The 16,678-nt window shown below is 58.5% G+C and carries 6 protein-coding genes, 2 tRNA genes and 3 rRNA genes; 5 read left to right on the top strand and 6 right to left on the bottom strand.

Going from position 1 to position 16,678, the window contains the following annotated elements; all coding sequences use genetic code 11:
* Positions 1-31 precede the first annotated feature (31 nt).
* Entirely contained in the window at positions 32-1,594 is a 1,563-nt protein-coding gene (gene tssA / locus KCX70_RS19985) for a type VI secretion system protein TssA (protein ID WP_212618592.1), read from the bottom strand.
* Positions 1,595-2,513: 919 nt separating this feature from the next.
* Between tssA and KCX70_RS19980 the strand changes: the two genes are divergently transcribed.
* From KCX70_RS19980 to rrf, 5 genes are all read left to right on the top strand, one after another.
* A 16S ribosomal RNA gene (locus KCX70_RS19980) occupies positions 2,514-4,050 on the top strand.
* A gap of 91 nt (positions 4,051-4,141) precedes the next feature.
* A tRNA-Ile gene (locus tag KCX70_RS19975) sits at positions 4,142-4,218 on the top strand.
* A gap of 30 nt (positions 4,219-4,248) precedes the next feature.
* Positions 4,249-4,324: transfer RNA gene (locus KCX70_RS19970), tRNA-Ala, on the top strand.
* A 250-nt stretch (positions 4,325-4,574) separates the two neighbouring features.
* Positions 4,575-7,465: ribosomal RNA gene (locus KCX70_RS19965) — 23S ribosomal RNA — on the top strand.
* Positions 7,466-7,626: 161 nt separating this feature from the next.
* Positions 7,627-7,742, top strand: a 5S ribosomal RNA gene (gene rrf / locus KCX70_RS19960).
* Together the 16S, 23S and 5S rRNA genes with 2 tRNA genes alongside form the textbook arrangement of a ribosomal RNA operon.
* A 687-nt stretch (positions 7,743-8,429) precedes the next feature.
* Here the strand turns inward: rrf and tssI are convergent.
* Genes tssI through icmH form a run of 5 tightly spaced genes read right to left on the bottom strand, consistent with a single transcriptional unit; the run spans position 8,430 to position 16,676 of the window.
* Positions 8,430-10,523, bottom strand: coding sequence for a type VI secretion system tip protein TssI/VgrG (gene tssI / locus KCX70_RS19955; protein WP_212618591.1), 2,094 nt, complete (start codon positions 10,521-10,523; stop codon positions 8,430-8,432).
* Between the two features lie 20 nt (positions 10,524-10,543).
* Complete coding sequence (locus tag KCX70_RS19950) at positions 10,544-11,527, bottom strand: serine/threonine-protein kinase (RefSeq protein WP_212618590.1); 984 nt, start codon at positions 11,525-11,527, stop codon at positions 10,544-10,546.
* Positions 11,524-12,261: a PP2C family protein-serine/threonine phosphatase gene (locus tag KCX70_RS19945; RefSeq protein WP_212618589.1), complete on the bottom strand. Its 738-nt coding sequence runs from the start codon at positions 12,259-12,261 to the stop codon at positions 11,524-11,526. Before KCX70_RS19945 ends, KCX70_RS19950 begins: the two co-directional genes overlap by 4 nt.
* Positions 12,261-15,788, bottom strand: coding sequence for a type VI secretion system membrane subunit TssM (gene tssM, locus KCX70_RS19940; protein WP_212618588.1), 3,528 nt, complete (start codon positions 15,786-15,788; stop codon positions 12,261-12,263). The genes KCX70_RS19945 and tssM overlap by 1 nt, the downstream gene beginning before the upstream one ends.
* A 15-nt stretch (positions 15,789-15,803) precedes the next feature.
* Positions 15,804-16,676, bottom strand: a complete 873-nt coding sequence (gene icmH, locus KCX70_RS19935; RefSeq protein ID WP_212618587.1) for a type IVB secretion system protein IcmH/DotU — start codon at positions 16,674-16,676, stop codon at positions 15,804-15,806.
* Between the last annotated feature and the right edge of the window lie 2 nt (positions 16,677-16,678).

The following is a 16,678-nucleotide window of genomic DNA, read 5'->3' as shown; positions in this document are numbered from 1 at the left end:
GTCTTCTCCTTTGCGTTTACGGCCCGGGGGCCTAATCGAGTACCACTTCGAGATCGAGGTGGCACAGCCTGCGGTAAATCTCATCCTTGCTTTCACGCACGGCGTGGTTCTGCGGCAGCAGCTCACAACAGCTATGCAACAGGCGCAGCACCTCAAGGGCGAGATCGGGTTCCCAGTCGCCGAGGCCGGAGGCCTGCAGCGTCTGATCGAGCGATTCGAGTTGGGTCTTGGCCAGATCGTATTTCTTGGCTTGGAAGCACAGCCGGGCGAGGGTCAGCTGCCAGAAGAAACGTTCACGCCCGCCTCGTGCCTGGTTAAGCCCGAGCTTGAGCTTTTGCACTGCGCTCTTGAGGCCGTCTTTGCGCAGGTGTGGCAGAACTTCCTGCAGGGCCTCTTCCCAGGCGGGCGTCGTGCCGCCCTGGTTGTTAAGCGCTTCGCTTGGTGGCTGTGCCGGTTGTAGGTGCGGCATCACCCTGGCGCTGATCCAGGCGCGGGTTTCAGCGTCGGCGAAGGGAACGCCGTCATGGAAACGCAACTCGTCGAGGCCCGGCATGCGCTGCAGGAACAACGCAAGCTGGATTTCCACCTCACGCATCGCCTGTTCGGCGTCAAGTTCGCTCAGGCATTCCCAGGCCAGGCGCTGCCCATCGAGCCAGAAGGGCGCGCGCGTGATGCTGGCTTCCAGATCCGCTAGAAGGTCGGCATAGAGTCCTTGGGCGAAGCGTTCGCGATAGCTGGCGAGTTTGTCTGCCGGAACGCCGCGCAGGGCGGTGATTTGTTCGGCGTTGCGTTCCGGTAGGCTGTCGATTGACAGCCATAGCAACGTACGGGCCAAGCGCAATGGCTTGAGATCCGTGGCTTTCTGCTTGAGCCACCAACTGCATAAAGGGCGGCCCTGGTCCTGCAGACTGCGCAAGCTCTTGTGCGCCTCCTTCTCGTGCTCGACCGGGGTGGTTGCGGTGAACACTTGTGCCGCTGCCTGCTTGACCTGGGCGATGGCCGCACCAACAGGGCCGGGCTGCGGATGGGCGGCACCAGCGCGCTTGACCATGTCTTCCAGACGACGGCATAGAGGTAAAAGAAGCGGCGCCTGTGCTCCGAGGTGTTTGGCAAGAGAGGCCTTGAGGCCACGCAGCTCGAGCGTAATCTGCTCGAACAGAGGAAGCTGTTCGCCCATCGGCACATGGTCAGCCAGCACCTGCTCCATGCGCGGCACCAACCAGCTGATCGCCGCCGCACGGGTGCGGTTCTTGCGGGGATGGATGTCTTCCCAATGGTCGCGGCAGAGAAAGCCTAGCATGGCGAGGCCGGCATGCAGTCCGAGGAACGAATCGCGTTGGTAAAGGCCCCAGGTCAGCCACGCAGCAATGCGCAAGTCCTTCGTCTGGGTGATTAGCAGGCTTTCGCTACCCTCGCGTACGGCTTCCCAGTCGACGGTGCCGGCGGCATGCAGCGATGCTGCTTTGGCTAACTCCTGCTCCAAGACCTCGTACTCGGCAGCGTAGCGAATATCATCGCCTGCGAAGGAGGTCGCTGTGATTGGAGTTTTTGCTACCGCCATAATCTGGGCGGCTAGCTTGCTAGAAAACGTCATTCCATGACTCAACTAAAGCCTGCTCTTATGCATTGCTGCAGCAGGGGCGCTTCATGCGCAACGACTTGCGACGTGCCATACCTGCACGTCCAACGAGGGGCGAATGCTAAGCAGCAAAGCACAGGTCGACTGTGAAGCAGTTTACAACTAGGGCGTAGTGACGGCCGACGGGGCTGGGTGGGTGTCCAAACTGAGGAGTGGTTGGCTTTTGGAGATGAGCTGTCGGTGAACTTAGGTTCCGAATTTTGGTCCGGCTGTCGTATGTCTGAGTTGCCGCAGGCGGCCTGGCGAGACGGCTCCTCGCCACTGAGTATCCCTGCCTATATATATAGGTGCGATTTCCCTAGAGAAAGATGAAACAACCGTTGACGTAATAATCATAGCCCCTATAATGCGCACCTTCTCCGGCGCAGGCCTTAGGCGAAACCTCTTGTAAATCAAGAAGTTAGCGAAAATAAGGGCTTGCACGGACGGCAAATTCGAGTAGAATGCGCCGGGCTGACGGGGTGGTGGTTGAGCGCTGTTGGCAGCTTCGGTCGGGTTGATCGGAGGCGGTAAAAGAGGTGGTTGACAGCGGTTTTGAACGCTGTATGATTCGCCTCCCGCTGACGAGAGACGCCAGGTTGATCGGAAGCGCAAGCGGTTGAGAAGAAAGAAAAACTTCTTCAAAAACAGCTTGACGAGACACAAGGCTGCTGTAGAATGCGCGGCCTCGGTTGAGACGAAAGACTTGATCGAAACGCTCTTTAACAACTGAATCAAGCAATTCGTGTGGGTGCTTGTGAGGTAAGACTGGTAGTCAGCAAGATTATCAGCATCACAAATACTCAACGAGAAATCATTGAGTGCTCATCTTTTAGGAGATGAGATTGCGATTGCTGAGCCAAGTTTAGGGTTTTCTCAAAACCCAAGCAGTATTGAACTGAAGAGTTTGATCATGGCTCAGATTGAACGCTGGCGGCAGGCCTAACACATGCAAGTCGAGCGGATGAGTGGAGCTTGCTCCATGATTCAGCGGCGGACGGGTGAGTAATGCCTAGGAATCTGCCTGGTAGTGGGGGGCAACGTTTCGAAAGGAACGCTAATACCGCATACGTCCTACGGGAGAAAGCAGGGGACCTTCGGGCCTTGCGCTATCAGATGAGCCTAGGTCGGATTAGCTAGTTGGTGAGGTAATGGCTCACCAAGGCGACGATCCGTAACTGGTCTGAGAGGATGATCAGTCACACTGGAACTGAGACACGGTCCAGACTCCTACGGGAGGCAGCAGTGGGGAATATTGGACAATGGGCGAAAGCCTGATCCAGCCATGCCGCGTGTGTGAAGAAGGTCTTCGGATTGTAAAGCACTTTAAGTTGGGAGGAAGGGCAGTAAGTTAATACCTTGCTGTTTTGACGTTACCGACAGAATAAGCACCGGCTAACTTCGTGCCAGCAGCCGCGGTAATACGAAGGGTGCAAGCGTTAATCGGAATTACTGGGCGTAAAGCGCGCGTAGGTGGTTTGTTAAGTTGGATGTGAAAGCCCCGGGCTCAACCTGGGAACTGCATCCAAAACTGGCAAGCTAGAGTATGGCAGAGGGTGGTGGAATTTCCTGTGTAGCGGTGAAATGCGTAGATATAGGAAGGAACACCAGTGGCGAAGGCGACCACCTGGGCTAATACTGACACTGAGGTGCGAAAGCGTGGGGAGCAAACAGGATTAGATACCCTGGTAGTCCACGCCGTAAACGATGTCGACTAGCCGTTGGGATCCTTGAGATCTTAGTGGCGCAGCTAACGCATTAAGTCGACCGCCTGGGGAGTACGGCCGCAAGGTTAAAACTCAAATGAATTGACGGGGGCCCGCACAAGCGGTGGAGCATGTGGTTTAATTCGAAGCAACGCGAAGAACCTTACCAGGCCTTGACATGCAGAGAACTTTCCAGAGATGGATTGGTGCCTTCGGGAACTCTGACACAGGTGCTGCATGGCTGTCGTCAGCTCGTGTCGTGAGATGTTGGGTTAAGTCCCGTAACGAGCGCAACCCTTGTCCTTAGTTACCAGCACGTGATGGTGGGCACTCTAAGGAGACTGCCGGTGACAAACCGGAGGAAGGTGGGGATGACGTCAAGTCATCATGGCCCTTACGGCCTGGGCTACACACGTGCTACAATGGTCGGTACAAAGGGTTGCCAAGCCGCGAGGTGGAGCTAATCCCATAAAACCGATCGTAGTCCGGATCGCAGTCTGCAACTCGACTGCGTGAAGTCGGAATCGCTAGTAATCGTGAATCAGAATGTCACGGTGAATACGTTCCCGGGCCTTGTACACACCGCCCGTCACACCATGGGAGTGGGTTGCTCCAGAAGTAGCTAGTCTAACCTTCGGGAGGACGGTTACCACGGAGTGATTCATGACTGGGGTGAAGTCGTAACAAGGTAGCCGTAGGGGAACCTGCGGCTGGATCACCTCCTTAATCGAAGACTTCAGCTTCTTCATAAGTTCCCACACGAATTGCTTGATTCACTAGCGAAAAGCGATTGGGTTTCGACCCGAGAGAGACGATTGGGTCTGTAGCTCAGTTGGTTAGAGCGCACCCCTGATAAGGGTGAGGTCGGCAGTTCGAATCTGCCCAGACCCACCAATTGTCATGGGATGTGGCCGATCTGTAGATGGGGCCATAGCTCAGCTGGGAGAGCGCCTGCTTTGCACGCAGGAGGTCAGCGGTTCGATCCCGCTTGGCTCCACCATTAACTCGATAATCGCTGAAAGCACAGAAATGAATAGACTCGGATGAGTGTATTGATTTCTGGTCTTTGCGCCAGTAACTGTTCTTTAAAAATTTGGGTATGTGATAGAAGTAGATTTGGGTAATCATTTTCACTGATGATTATTCAAGTCAAGGTAAAATTTGCGAGTTGCTCGAGAGAGCGAAATGCGGATTTTCGGCGAATGTCGTCTTCACGTTATAGACAGTAACCAGATTGCTTGGGGTTATATGGTCAAGTGAAGAAGCGCATACGGTGGATGCCTTGGCAGTCAGAGGCGATGAAAGACGTGGTAGCCTGCGAAAAGCTTCGGGGAGTCGGCAAACAGACTGTGATCCGGAGATGTCTGAATGGGGGAACCCAGCCATCATAAGATGGTTATCACACACTGAATACATAGGTGTGTGAGGCGAACCAGGGGAACTGAAACATCTAAGTACCCTGAGGAAAAGAAATCAACCGAGATTCCCTTAGTAGTGGCGAGCGAACGGGGACTAGCCCTTAAGCTTCTTTGATTTTAGCGGAACGCTCTGGAAAGTGCGGCCATAGTGGGTGATAGCCCTGTACGCGAAAGGATCTTAGAAGTGAAATCGAGTAGGACGGAGCACGAGAAACTTTGTCTGAATATGGGGGGACCATCCTCCAAGGCTAAATACTACTGACTGACCGATAGTGAACCAGTACCGTGAGGGAAAGGCGAAAAGAACCCCGGAGAGGGGAGTGAAATAGAACCTGAAACCGTATGCGTACAAGCAGTGGGAGCCTACTTTGTTAGGTGACTGCGTACCTTTTGTATAATGGGTCAGCGACTTATTTTCAGTGGCGAGCTTAACCGAATAGGGGAGGCGTAGCGAAAGCGAGTCTTAATAGGGCGTCTAGTCGCTGGGAATAGACCCGAAACCGGGCGATCTATCCATGGGCAGGTTGAAGGTTGGGTAACACTAACTGGAGGACCGAACCGACTACCGTTGAAAAGTTAGCGGATGACCTGTGGATCGGAGTGAAAGGCTAATCAAGCTCGGAGATAGCTGGTTCTCCTCGAAAGCTATTTAGGTAGCGCCTCGTGTATCACTGCTGGGGGTAGAGCACTGTTTCGGCTAGGGGGTCATCCCGACTTACCAAACCGATGCAAACTCCGAATACCAGCAAGTGTCAGCACGGGAGACACACGGCGGGTGCTAACGTCCGTCGTGAAAAGGGAAACAACCCAGACCGTCAGCTAAGGTCCCAAAATCCTGGTTAAGTGGGAAACGATGTGGGAAGGCTTAGACAGCTAGGAGGTTGGCTTAGAAGCAGCCATCCTTTAAAGAAAGCGTAATAGCTCACTAGTCGAGTCGGCCTGCGCGGAAGATGTAACGGGGCTCAAACCAGGTACCGAAGCTACGGGTTCATCGCAAGATGAGCGGTAGAGGAGCGTTCTGTAAGCCTGTGAAGGTGAGTTGAGAAGCTTGCTGGAGGTATCAGAAGTGCGAATGCTGACATGAGTAACGACAATGCGAGTGAAAAACTCGCACGCCGAAAGACCAAGGGTTCCTGCGCAACGTTAATCGACGCAGGGTGAGTCGGTCCCTAAGGCGAGGCTGAAGAGCGTAGTCGATGGGAAACGGGTTAATATTCCCGTACTTCTAGTTACTGCGATGGGGGGACGGAGAAGGCTAGGCCAGCTTGGCGTTGGTTGTCCAAGTTTAAGGTGGTAGGCAGAGATCTTAGGTAAATCCGGGGTCTTAATGCCGAGAACTGATGACGATCCTTCTTTTAGAAGGAGAAGTGGTTGATGCCATGCTTCCAGGAAAAGCCTCTAAGCTTCAGGTAACTAGGAACCGTACCCCAAACCGACACAGGTGGTTGGGTAGAGAATACCAAGGCGCTTGAGAGAACTCGGGTGAAGGAACTAGGCAAAATGGCACCGTAACTTCGGGAGAAGGTGCGCCGGTGAGGGTGAAGGGTTTACCCCGTAAGCTCATGCCGGTCGAAGATACCAGGCCGCTGCGACTGTTTATTAAAAACACAGCACTCTGCAAACACGAAAGTGGACGTATAGGGTGTGACGCCTGCCCGGTGCCGGAAGGTTAATTGATGGGGTTAGCGCAAGCGAAGCTCTTGATCGAAGCCCCGGTAAACGGCGGCCGTAACTATAACGGTCCTAAGGTAGCGAAATTCCTTGTCGGGTAAGTTCCGACCTGCACGAATGGCGTAACGATGGCGGCGCTGTCTCCACCCGAGACTCAGTGAAATTGAAATCGCTGTGAAGATGCAGTGTATCCGCGGCTAGACGGAAAGACCCCGTGAACCTTTACTATAGCTTTGCACTGGACTTTGAATTTGCTTGTGTAGGATAGGTGGGAGGCTTTGAAGCGTGGACGCCAGTTCGCGTGGAGCCATCCTTGAAATACCACCCTGGCAACTTTGAGGTTCTAACTCTGGTCCGTTATCCGGATCGAGGACAGTGTATGGTGGGTAGTTTGACTGGGGCGGTCTCCTCCTAAAGAGTAACGGAGGAGTACGAAGGTGCGCTCAGACCGGTCGGAAATCGGTCGTAGAGTATAAAGGCAAAAGCGCGCTTGACTGCGAGACAGACACGTCGAGCAGGTACGAAAGTAGGTCTTAGTGATCCGGTGGTTCTGTATGGAAGGGCCATCGCTCAACGGATAAAAGGTACTCCGGGGATAACAGGCTGATACCGCCCAAGAGTTCATATCGACGGCGGTGTTTGGCACCTCGATGTCGGCTCATCACATCCTGGGGCTGAAGCCGGTCCCAAGGGTATGGCTGTTCGCCATTTAAAGTGGTACGCGAGCTGGGTTTAGAACGTCGTGAGACAGTTCGGTCCCTATCTGCCGTGGACGTTTGAGATTTGAGAGGGGCTGCTCCTAGTACGAGAGGACCGGAGTGGACGAACCTCTGGTGTTCCGGTTGTCACGCCAGTGGCATTGCCGGGTAGCTATGTTCGGAAGAGATAACCGCTGAAAGCATCTAAGCGGGAAACTTGCCTCAAGATGAGATCTCACTGGAGCCTTGAGCTCCCTGAAGGGCCGTCGAAGACTACGACGTTGATAGGTGGGGTGTGTAAGCGCTGTGAGGCGTTGAGCTAACCCATACTAATTGCCCGTGAGGCTTGACCATATAACACCCAAACAATTTGATGTTTGCGTGTCAGACGGTTGAAGTCGACAAACAAACCGAAAAGACGCATCGCTCGCAAAGCGAACCTAATACGCAACACCGCAATACTTCACATACCCAATTAGGGGAAGCGACTCAACACCGACTCCCCAACCGAATTGCTTGACGACCATAGAGCGTTGGAACCACCTGATCCCATCCCGAACTCAGAAGTGAAACGACGCATCGCCGATGGTAGTGTGGGGTCTCCCCATGTGAGAGTAGGTCATCGTCAAGCTTCTACACCAAACCCCCGACCCTCGAAAGAAGGTCGGGGGTTTGTCTTTGGGCGAAGAAAAAGCGGCAGGTGTCGAGCGGTGCTTGTGTGCTCATGCCTGCGGCTTGGTGGAACGGCCCTAGTGGTCCTTGCTATCACCCGTTGAGCAGCCTTCGAGCCGCGCCTCGAAGGCGGCCTCGCCATGGCTACTCGATAACCTAAGGCGCCTGTCCGGTGCGCTTGAGCCAGGCTATCTGAATGATTCGCGAATCAAGTCAGCAACCACTGGCAATCAGTGGCCGCCATAGCTGAGAGCGTAATCGGCCCATTTGAACCTCGGCCATAGCGGTTCTGGAATCGCCATGGGCGTTTGCTTCATGGTTTGATAACCGATGCCTCGCCTCAAGACGGCTTCATGCTCGATTGGCGTCGTTTTCTTGCACGGGCCTGCGCGCTAAGGTGTTGATTCAGAGCATTTACGACAGCGGATGGTTTCTAGAGGGCCGGGCGCTGCAGGCCAGTTGTACCTGATAGCCAGCCCAGCCCAGCGGAAAGAATGCCCCGTCTGAGGAAAGCGGGGCTCTTCGGTAACTTCGCTGATCGGGTAGCGATCGTCAATGCAACAGGCAATCACCTCATCGCCGGCGATACGGCGCACGCTCGATTTATCCAAATGCGGTGGCTGTTCCCATCTCGAAGCCTGTCCTTTTAACCTGAAAAATTTAGCGAGCGTCTGCGTTTGCTGGTTGCCTTGGCTGTCGCGCCCGGCTGTGCTTGCTCCAACAAGCTGCCCGCCTTGTCGCTATCGGCCAAACCCGGCAGCACCGGCGGTTTGATCTTGATACCCGAGCCCTTGCCCTGCGCGCCGCCGGCGTTGATCTTCGCCAACGGGCCGCTGACGGCAATTCCGCCCGGGTCGAGCTTGATGAAGCTGCCGCCGGCTTTGAGGGTCAGCTCTGTGCCTGCCTCGATGACCATTTTCTGGCCGGCCTTGAGGTGGATCTCCCGGCCGGCTTTGGTGAGTTGGGCGGTGCCGAGCCTTATGTGCTGGTTCTGGCCGATAGAGAGATGGTCGTCGGGCTTGATTTCGACTTTGCGGTCGCCGGTAATGGTCAGGTGCTCATCGGTCTTGAGTTCGCTGTAGCTGTTGGCCTCGACGGTGTCGTGGCGCTCGTGACCGACACGGATCTTCTGATCGTGCTCGATGTTCGTGTCCCAGTCGCGCTGGGCATGGAGGTAAATCTGCTCGGCGCCCTTGCGGTCTTCGATTCGCAGTTCGTTGTAGCCACCGCCGCCGGGTGAGCTCAGGGTCTTGAAAACGCTGCGGGTCTTGTTTGTCGGTAGACCGTAGGGGACCTGGTGTTCGGCATGGTAGAGGCAGCCGGTCACCAGGGGTTGGTCGGGGTCAGCTTCGAGAAAGGTGACCAGCACTTCCATGCCGACGCGCGGAATGGCGATACCGCCGTAGCCATCCCCGGCCCAGCTGTTGGAGACACGCAGCCAGCAGCTGGTCTTGTCGTCCGCTTGGCCTTCACGATCCCAGAAAAACTGCACTTTGATCCGACCGTACTTATCGCAGTGGATCTCCTCGCCGGCCGGCCCGGTGACGACGGCGGTCTGGGCGCCAAGCACGCGAGGCTTCGTATGGTTCAGGGCGGGCCGGTAGGGAACGTCCCACGGTGTCGCGACAAAGCGGTTGCGATAGCCCTGGACGAAGCGATCAGTCGTTGAATTCAGGTCTATGTCCGATTGATCTGCATGGTCGCGCCCGTGCTGACGTGAGCTATTGGTGATCGACTCCTCCAGCACCTGCGGCTGTTTGCCTTCGTGGAGCACCTCGGTGAGCAGCCAAAGGTCGTTCCATTGCTGGCGAGGATGGTCGGAAATTTCCAGCAGGTGACCGCTGACGAGTGTGGGCTGGTCGCTTCGGCCTTCGGCCAGGCGGTAGTCGGCACGATGGCGTTCAAGGGCGCGTTGGGAAAGATGCTTGCCGTGGGTGCGATCCGTGAAGCGCCCCGGGTAGTCGTAATCTTCCAGGTCAGGTTCTGGTGCGCCCTGCTGTTTGGAGCCCTTGTGGCCGGCTTCCAACACCAGGCGCGGCTGCTCGAAGTCGTAGTCGCGCCGGCTGACGCGGTTGGTACGGGGCTCCAGGCGGACGGCAAAGCGCTTGATCACTGGCTTGTCGGCGACCAGCCCGCTGTCCTGCAGGTACGCGGTGGGTTGGCCGAGCTTGGAAAAGCTCGTCTGGTCGTCGCCGAACACCAGGGTATGGCCCTGCGCGCTGTGCTCGAAGTGATAGTGGATGCCTTCTTCCTCACACAGGCGCTGGATGAAATGCAGGTTGGTTTCGTCGTACTGAGTGCAGTAGTCGCGCTCCGGGTAGACCACCGGGCCGAATTGGAAACGATAGGCATCCGCCTGGATACCCTGACCCTCGAGCACCTGGGCGATGATTTGCGGCACGCTCAGGTGTTGGAAGATGCGCTGATCGGTACGGTGTGCCAAATAGGCCAGTTGCGGAACGATAGTCACATGGTAGCGAGTCAGGCGCTTGCCGGACTCGCCCTGTGCGACGCGATGAATCAGACCGTGAATGCCATTGCCGGCCGGAGAGAGCGTCAGGAATGCAGGCTTGTGCAGCAGGCTTTGCAGATCCAGATCAGGACGTTCGCTGATCAGCTCCAGGTCGAAGCGATAGGGTTGGCTGATGGCTTCGCGCCCCGTAAACGCAAGCACCTGCAGGTCGTGCTCGATGCCTTCGATGGTGAGGCTGAAGTGGGTGTCGTTGGCCGCGTTGAACATGGCGCTTCCTTGTTCTCATGTCATCCATGGGCGCGCCCGAACCAGCGCTGCAGGCGGCTGGGTGCGGGGCGACGGAAAATATCCCGTAGTTGGGTCAAACGGGCGGTGCGCTTATTGGCATCGAACGCCAGCGCTGCGCGCAGTGTGGGCCAGCCATAAGCCAGGTTCGGCGGTCGACGCAGCTCCTTGTCCAGCGCCATCGCTCTTGCCTGCTTGGCACTCAGGCGACGGAACGGGTGGCGTCCACTGGCCATCTCATACAGCAGGCAGCCAAGCGCATACACATCGCTGGCCTTCGAAGGCTCCGCTCCGTCAAGCAGTTCAGGGGCGGCATAGCGCGTGGTCCAGGCCTTGAATCGGTTGCGAGACAGCCGCGGCAGGTTTTTCATCACGCCCTCGAGCGGCTGACCGAGGCCGTAGTCGAACAAGCGCAGCCCATCCTCCGCGAGTATTACGTTGCTGGGTTTGAGGTCGCCGTGAATGACGCCACGGCTATGGGAATAGGCCAACGCCTCTATTAACGGCACCGCGATTTCGCACAACTCGCCCCAGGCGAGGCCATCGGGACGCTCGCTGAGCAATTGGTCGAGCGTTGGGCCCTTGAGCAACTCGAGTGTAATGAAGGCGCGCTGGCTGTCCGCGTCCACGTCGAAGCCATACAGCCGCACGACATGGCGATGACTCAGCCGTGCGGTCAGCGCGAACTCGGTGTAGAGCAGCGCATGGGCGTCGGGGTACTCGGCGAAATCATCGCTCAGGGTTTTCAACGCGATATAGGGTTCCGGATCGCCAAACTGTTCGCGTAGCAGGTCCCGTGCGCGGTAGACGGCGCCCATGCCGCCGACGCCGAGCAGTCGTTCGACCAGGTAACGTCCGCCCAAGACCTTCGGTAGCTCACCGGTACTGGTAGCCGGTGGCGCCGCAGGGCCCGGCGCAGCAGCGGTGGAGGCGAAGGCGAAGTAGGTCAGATCCGAAGCCGGTTCGGCGCACACGGGCTCGTTCATCGGCGTACTACCACTGCGCTGAGATTGTCTCGTGCCGGACCGTCCATGGCCTGGTCGAATAGCCGTTGCAGCGCAAGCGTGGTCGACGGCGAATTGAGTGCTGCACCCAATGCGTCCGGCGACAGGCTCTGGTAGAGCCCGTCGCTGCACAGCAGCAAGGTATCGCCTGGATAGACATCGAACTCGAGGATGTCCAGCACCAGTTGCTCACTGGCGCCGATCGCGCGAGTGAGTGCATGCGCAGCAGGGTGACGCGCGGCCTCCTGCGGGCTGAGGTTCTGTTCGTCGATCAGCTGCTGCAGCAGCGAGTGGTCACGCGAGAGCTGGTAAAGCCGTCCGCGGCGCCAGAGGTAGCAGCGGCTGTCGCCAGCCCAGACACAGGCGGCGCGGTTGGTCTCCATCAGCAGCGCGACCACGGTACTGCCGGTCACCGGGTCGGGGCGGTCGGCGGTGATTGTCAGCTCCTGGCCGAGTCTGCGATTGAGGTCGTGCAGGCAGCGGCGCAAGTTGGCCAGGCGTTCGACCAGGTTACCTTCCGGCAGCTCGGCCAGTTTGTCGACGATCAAGCGGCTGGCCAGCGCGCCGTTATGGTGGCCACCCATCCCATCGGCGACCACCCACAGGCCTTGCTCGGGAAGGTCGAGAAAGGCGTCTTCATTGCGTGCGCGAACCTTGCCGGTGTCGGTTCGCGCGGCGCTACGCCAGTCATGGGCCAGGCTTGCGGTGCGCATCATCACAGGGTCGCCGGCAGCTTGAAGTCGCGCAGCAAGGCGATGTCGAACGGGTTCGGCGAGCGCTGACTGTGCAGCAGATAGTTGGCGTGACGGCCGCCCAGATTGGCCTTGAGCATCAGCACGTCACGGCCGCTGTGGTAGTCGACCTGCATCAGATCCAGCAGGCGGAACAGAGACCAAGGGCCGCTGTTCTTCTCGATCCCGACACGATGCCCGCCGAGCTCTTCGACTACCAGGCTGGTGCGGCCGTCCTCGGCATCGGCCGGCCAGCTGAAGGCGGTCTGCACGATCGGGCCGTGGCGGTACTCCATCTGCTGATTGCCGAAGCGGAAGTCGGCGCGACCCAGGCTCGAATCCAGCGAGTAAGGCTCGAGCTTGAAGCGAATCTGCGGCTCATTCGGGTTGTCAGCGAAGAAACTGCGGCGGATGGTTTGAGCGTTGCCCATCTGCGAGAGGAACTCGCGTGACAGGGGCAAGCCGCGACCATCGACTCGACGGAGCTGATATTGGCCAGCGCTGCCACTGACGAACGCTTTCAGATAGCGGTCGAAGAACCCGTCCGCAACGCCTTGCGCCTTGAAGAACTCGCGGAAGTCGGCGATCGCGACGTCACTCTCGCTGTGGGCGCTGAATGGATAGCGCTGGCGCAGCGACCCTTTGTAGAACGCGTACAGCTCGCTCTGGTAGCGTTGGTTGAGGTAGTGGTAGGCGTCGTTTAGAACCAGCGTCCAGCTGTCTTCGGCGAGCAGGCCGAGCCAGTTGCCGATCGGTTGTGGCAGACGGGCTGCGCTGGCGCGCAACTGGTTGATGGCGTCACGTTGACCGCCCATGCGTGCCTTGGCGAGTTCGAACGCAGCCTGATCGGGCGCACTGGCGTGGGCCAGGGCAGCCAATTGCAGTTGAAGGGCATCGAGCGCCTGCAGCGTCGGGACCAGCTCGGCACTGGCGCCTGCATTTTCGTCGAGCAGGCGGTGCAGCGGTTCGAAGCGGCGCTCGAGCGTCTTGCGCGCCGTGTCAGGCAGGTTCTTGGCCAGTGCGGCCTGAGCCTGCTCGGCGGCGGCCGATGCCAACTTGGCGGCTTTGCCTAGTTTGCCGTTGGCGTCGGCGGTTTCTGCAGCATCACCTGCGGTGTCAGCCGCGCCGACAAAGCGGGTGTTGTCGCGTATCTCGACCAGTAATTGCAGCAACGGCGAGTTGGCTGCGCTCAACCCGCTGAGCAATGCCGAGCCCTGACCGGTACCGGCGATCGGCTCCAGCGCCAGTTGCGCGACTGCTTCGCTCCAGTAGTTGGCGTAGTCGCGAAAATAGAGCTGCTCCATCTCGACCATCAGGCGTCCTAGATCCTTCAGGCTTAGGCTGTCGCCTTCGCCGAGCACCCAGTTGTCGCGCAGGATCTCGCGCACCAAGTCGCTGCCCTGTGCGACGTAGAACTTCTGATAACCGTTTTGCGTATAGAACCCGGGGATGGCGTAGTCGCTGCCGCTGAACAGCGCACCCTGAGGTCCGAGACGTTGGCTGAAGCGATAGTCGGGTAGGGTGCGAGCCTGGTCGCGCAGCATGCGGTAGACGACGTTGGCCAGTGATTCGCTGCGCAGCACCTGACGTGCCTCGGCGACGAGCTGGTCGTTGAGCGCATAGGGCGCGAAGCTGCCATTGAGCATCCGCTCGAAATGGGTGTTGAGCCCGTTCTGTGCGACCGCATTGCCGGCGTAGCGCAGCGACCAATCGGCGGAGATCCAATCCTCGAGAAAGCCGTCGTCGCGACGTTCTTCCAGGTTGAGCATCAGATACGCGCGCAGGCTGCCGAGCAGGCGTTCACGGTCGGTGAGATTGGCGCGGATCTGGGCTTCGAGCTGACGCGCAACACGTGGCAGCAGCAGCGTTTCCAGTTCGTGCCGATAGGCTTGATGCAAGGTTGGATCGACTGCCTCGCCCTGGTAAAGCCCGCCGCGTTGCAGGTTAGTCACCTCGGATTTGTTCGGAAATACCTGTGTGGCCGCGTAGCTGGTATCCAATGCCTTGAGTATGCGAAGTGCATCGTCCTGGGCAGAGATGCTCTGGTGTTCTTGACCCAGCTGATCGGCGAGGCTGCGCAGTTGCTCGAGCCGCTCGTGGTTGTTGGAGAAACCGTTGGCCCAGAGCGCGCCGAACAGTGCCAGGCAGGCGAAGCTTGCGGCATACAGCGCGCGCTGGCCCCAGTCGATGCGGCGGACTTCTTTCTGGTCGAGACTGGCAAGGTCGGCCTCCGGGAAGATCACACGGCTGAGCAGGTGATTGATGAAGCGCGCCCGACCGCTGCGGAAGGTCGGCAACGTGCTGCTGGACAGTCCGAGGTTGCGGCCGATGCCACTGGTAATCGGGTCGAGTCCATCTTGCAGCTGCGGTGCGCTGGTCAAATAGAAGCCGCGCAGTTGGCTGGCACGCTGGTAGCGGTTGCCAGAGAACGCCAGCTCAATGAAAAGGCACAGACGCTCGCCAATCTGGCCGAGCTGGTGCGGGAAATCGAGGATCCGGCCGCGACGTTGGGTGTCGCGCTCCTGGTGCATGCGCAGCACGACCTGGCTGTTGAGCCGGCGCAGCAATTCCTCGAATTCGCTGCGCACCACGTTGACGTCGGTGCCGTCCTGTTCCTTGCGGAAGCTGGCACCCAGCACCTGATCGCTTTCTTCGCGTGATAGCTGGTCGAAGAACTCCTCGAAGCCAAGCACCTTGTCCGCTTTGCTCAGCACCAGATAGACCGGCACGTCGGCGCCCAGACGCTGGTGGATTTCCTGTAGGCGCTGGCGGCTTTGACGTGCCAGAGTTTCGAGCTCCAGTTCGCTCGATTGCAGCAGCTGCTCGACAGGAATATTGACCAGCACGCCATTGAGTGGGCGCGCACGGCGACGACGCAACAAACCGAGCAGCGTTTCCCAGGCCTTGCCGTCGACGGCAGCGTCGGGTTGAGTCAGGTAGCGGCCGGCGGTATCGATCAGCACCGCATGGTCGGCGAAGTACCAGTCAGCGTAGCGAGTGCCTGAGACATCCTTGGTCAGACGCTGGTTTTCGCCGCGGTTGAGCGGAAAATCCAAACCGGAAAAGTCCAGCAAGGAGGTTTTGCCGCTGCCCTGAGGGCCGAGCAGGAGATACCAGGGCAGGTCATTGCGCCATTTCTCGCTGCGCCCGCGGTAGAGGCTCGAACTCTTGAGGGTGCGCATGGCGTCGCGATAGCGCTGGCGCAGGATGCCTTGTTCCTCACTGACTAAGCCTTCGCGACGCAGGCGCTCCTGCACCTCGTCATCGCTGGCCTCGGCCTGCTTGCGGCGGGTGCTACGCCAGCTGGCGAACACAATGAACAACCCCCAGGCCAGGCACAGCCCGGCGATGGTCAACAGGCGACTGGTGGACGACTCCCAGAACTTGTAGTCGTTTACCGCCAGCAGTGGTCCAGCGAACCACACCAGCAGGGCCAGCACCAACAAGACACACAGGCTCCATACCCAGGTCTTGCGAAAAAACGCGGCAAGCTTGCCGAAAAAAACCTTCATGGCATTACGTCCTTGTTACGGCTTGGGCTCGACCTGAATGGTCGGATCGACGGGTTGGTACGGCTGCAGCACGGTGTCGCGCTGCTCGCCCAGTACCCAGGCGAAACCTGCGTACAGCATCCCGAGGCAGATCAGCGTGAACAGCGCGACCATCCACCAGGGCACGATGCGCACCAGGCGGCGACGCGTGTCGCGCAGGCCCTGCCAGTGCGGCGAGACTTCGCGTGGTACGTCCCCGCGCAATTGGCGGATTTGCCGGTAGAGACTGTCGCGCACCGCTTCGAGCTCGAGCATGCCGCGTGGCATCACTCGATATTTGCCTTCGAAACCCAGCGATAAGCACAGGTACATCAGTTCCAGCATCGGCAGATGCTTGACCGGGTTGCGCGAGAGGCGCTCGAGCAGCTGGAAGAACTTCTCACCGCCGAAGGTCTCGTTGTGGAAGCTCGACAGCAGGCTCATCTGCGACCATTCGCTCTCGTTGCCCCAGGGCGTGGTGACCACCGCTTCGTCGATCGCGGTACACAGCACATAGCGGGCGGCCATGACCTGACTGCTTTCCGCGCCATCGTGCAGCGCGCGGTGCTCGAACAGCTTGAGTTCAGCGGACAAGCGCTGGTTGAGCGCATGCAGGTCTTCGCCTTCGTAGCTGTGCTTGAGCCGCACCACTTCCGAGAGCAGCGAGGAAGCGGCCGCGACCAGCGGGTTGAGGCTGATGTTGAAGGTTTCCGCCGGGCGCAGGCGCGCGGCGTAGATCATCCGCTCCTCGAGCTGCTCGAATTTGGGCGGTGCGCTGAAGTCGGTCAGCGGGCTCTGTGCCGGGGCGTCACCGTGGCGATTGAGGATGACGGTCTTGTCGTCCTGTGCGTAGTCCATTTCTCTGATCATGT

The organism is Stutzerimonas stutzeri (assembly GCF_018138085.1).
Classification (GTDB): Bacteria; Pseudomonadota; Gammaproteobacteria; order Pseudomonadales; family Pseudomonadaceae; genus Stutzerimonas; species Stutzerimonas stutzeri_AI.
Note: the sequence above shows the minus strand (reverse complement) of the source record. Positions and strands in the feature narration are given on the sequence as shown.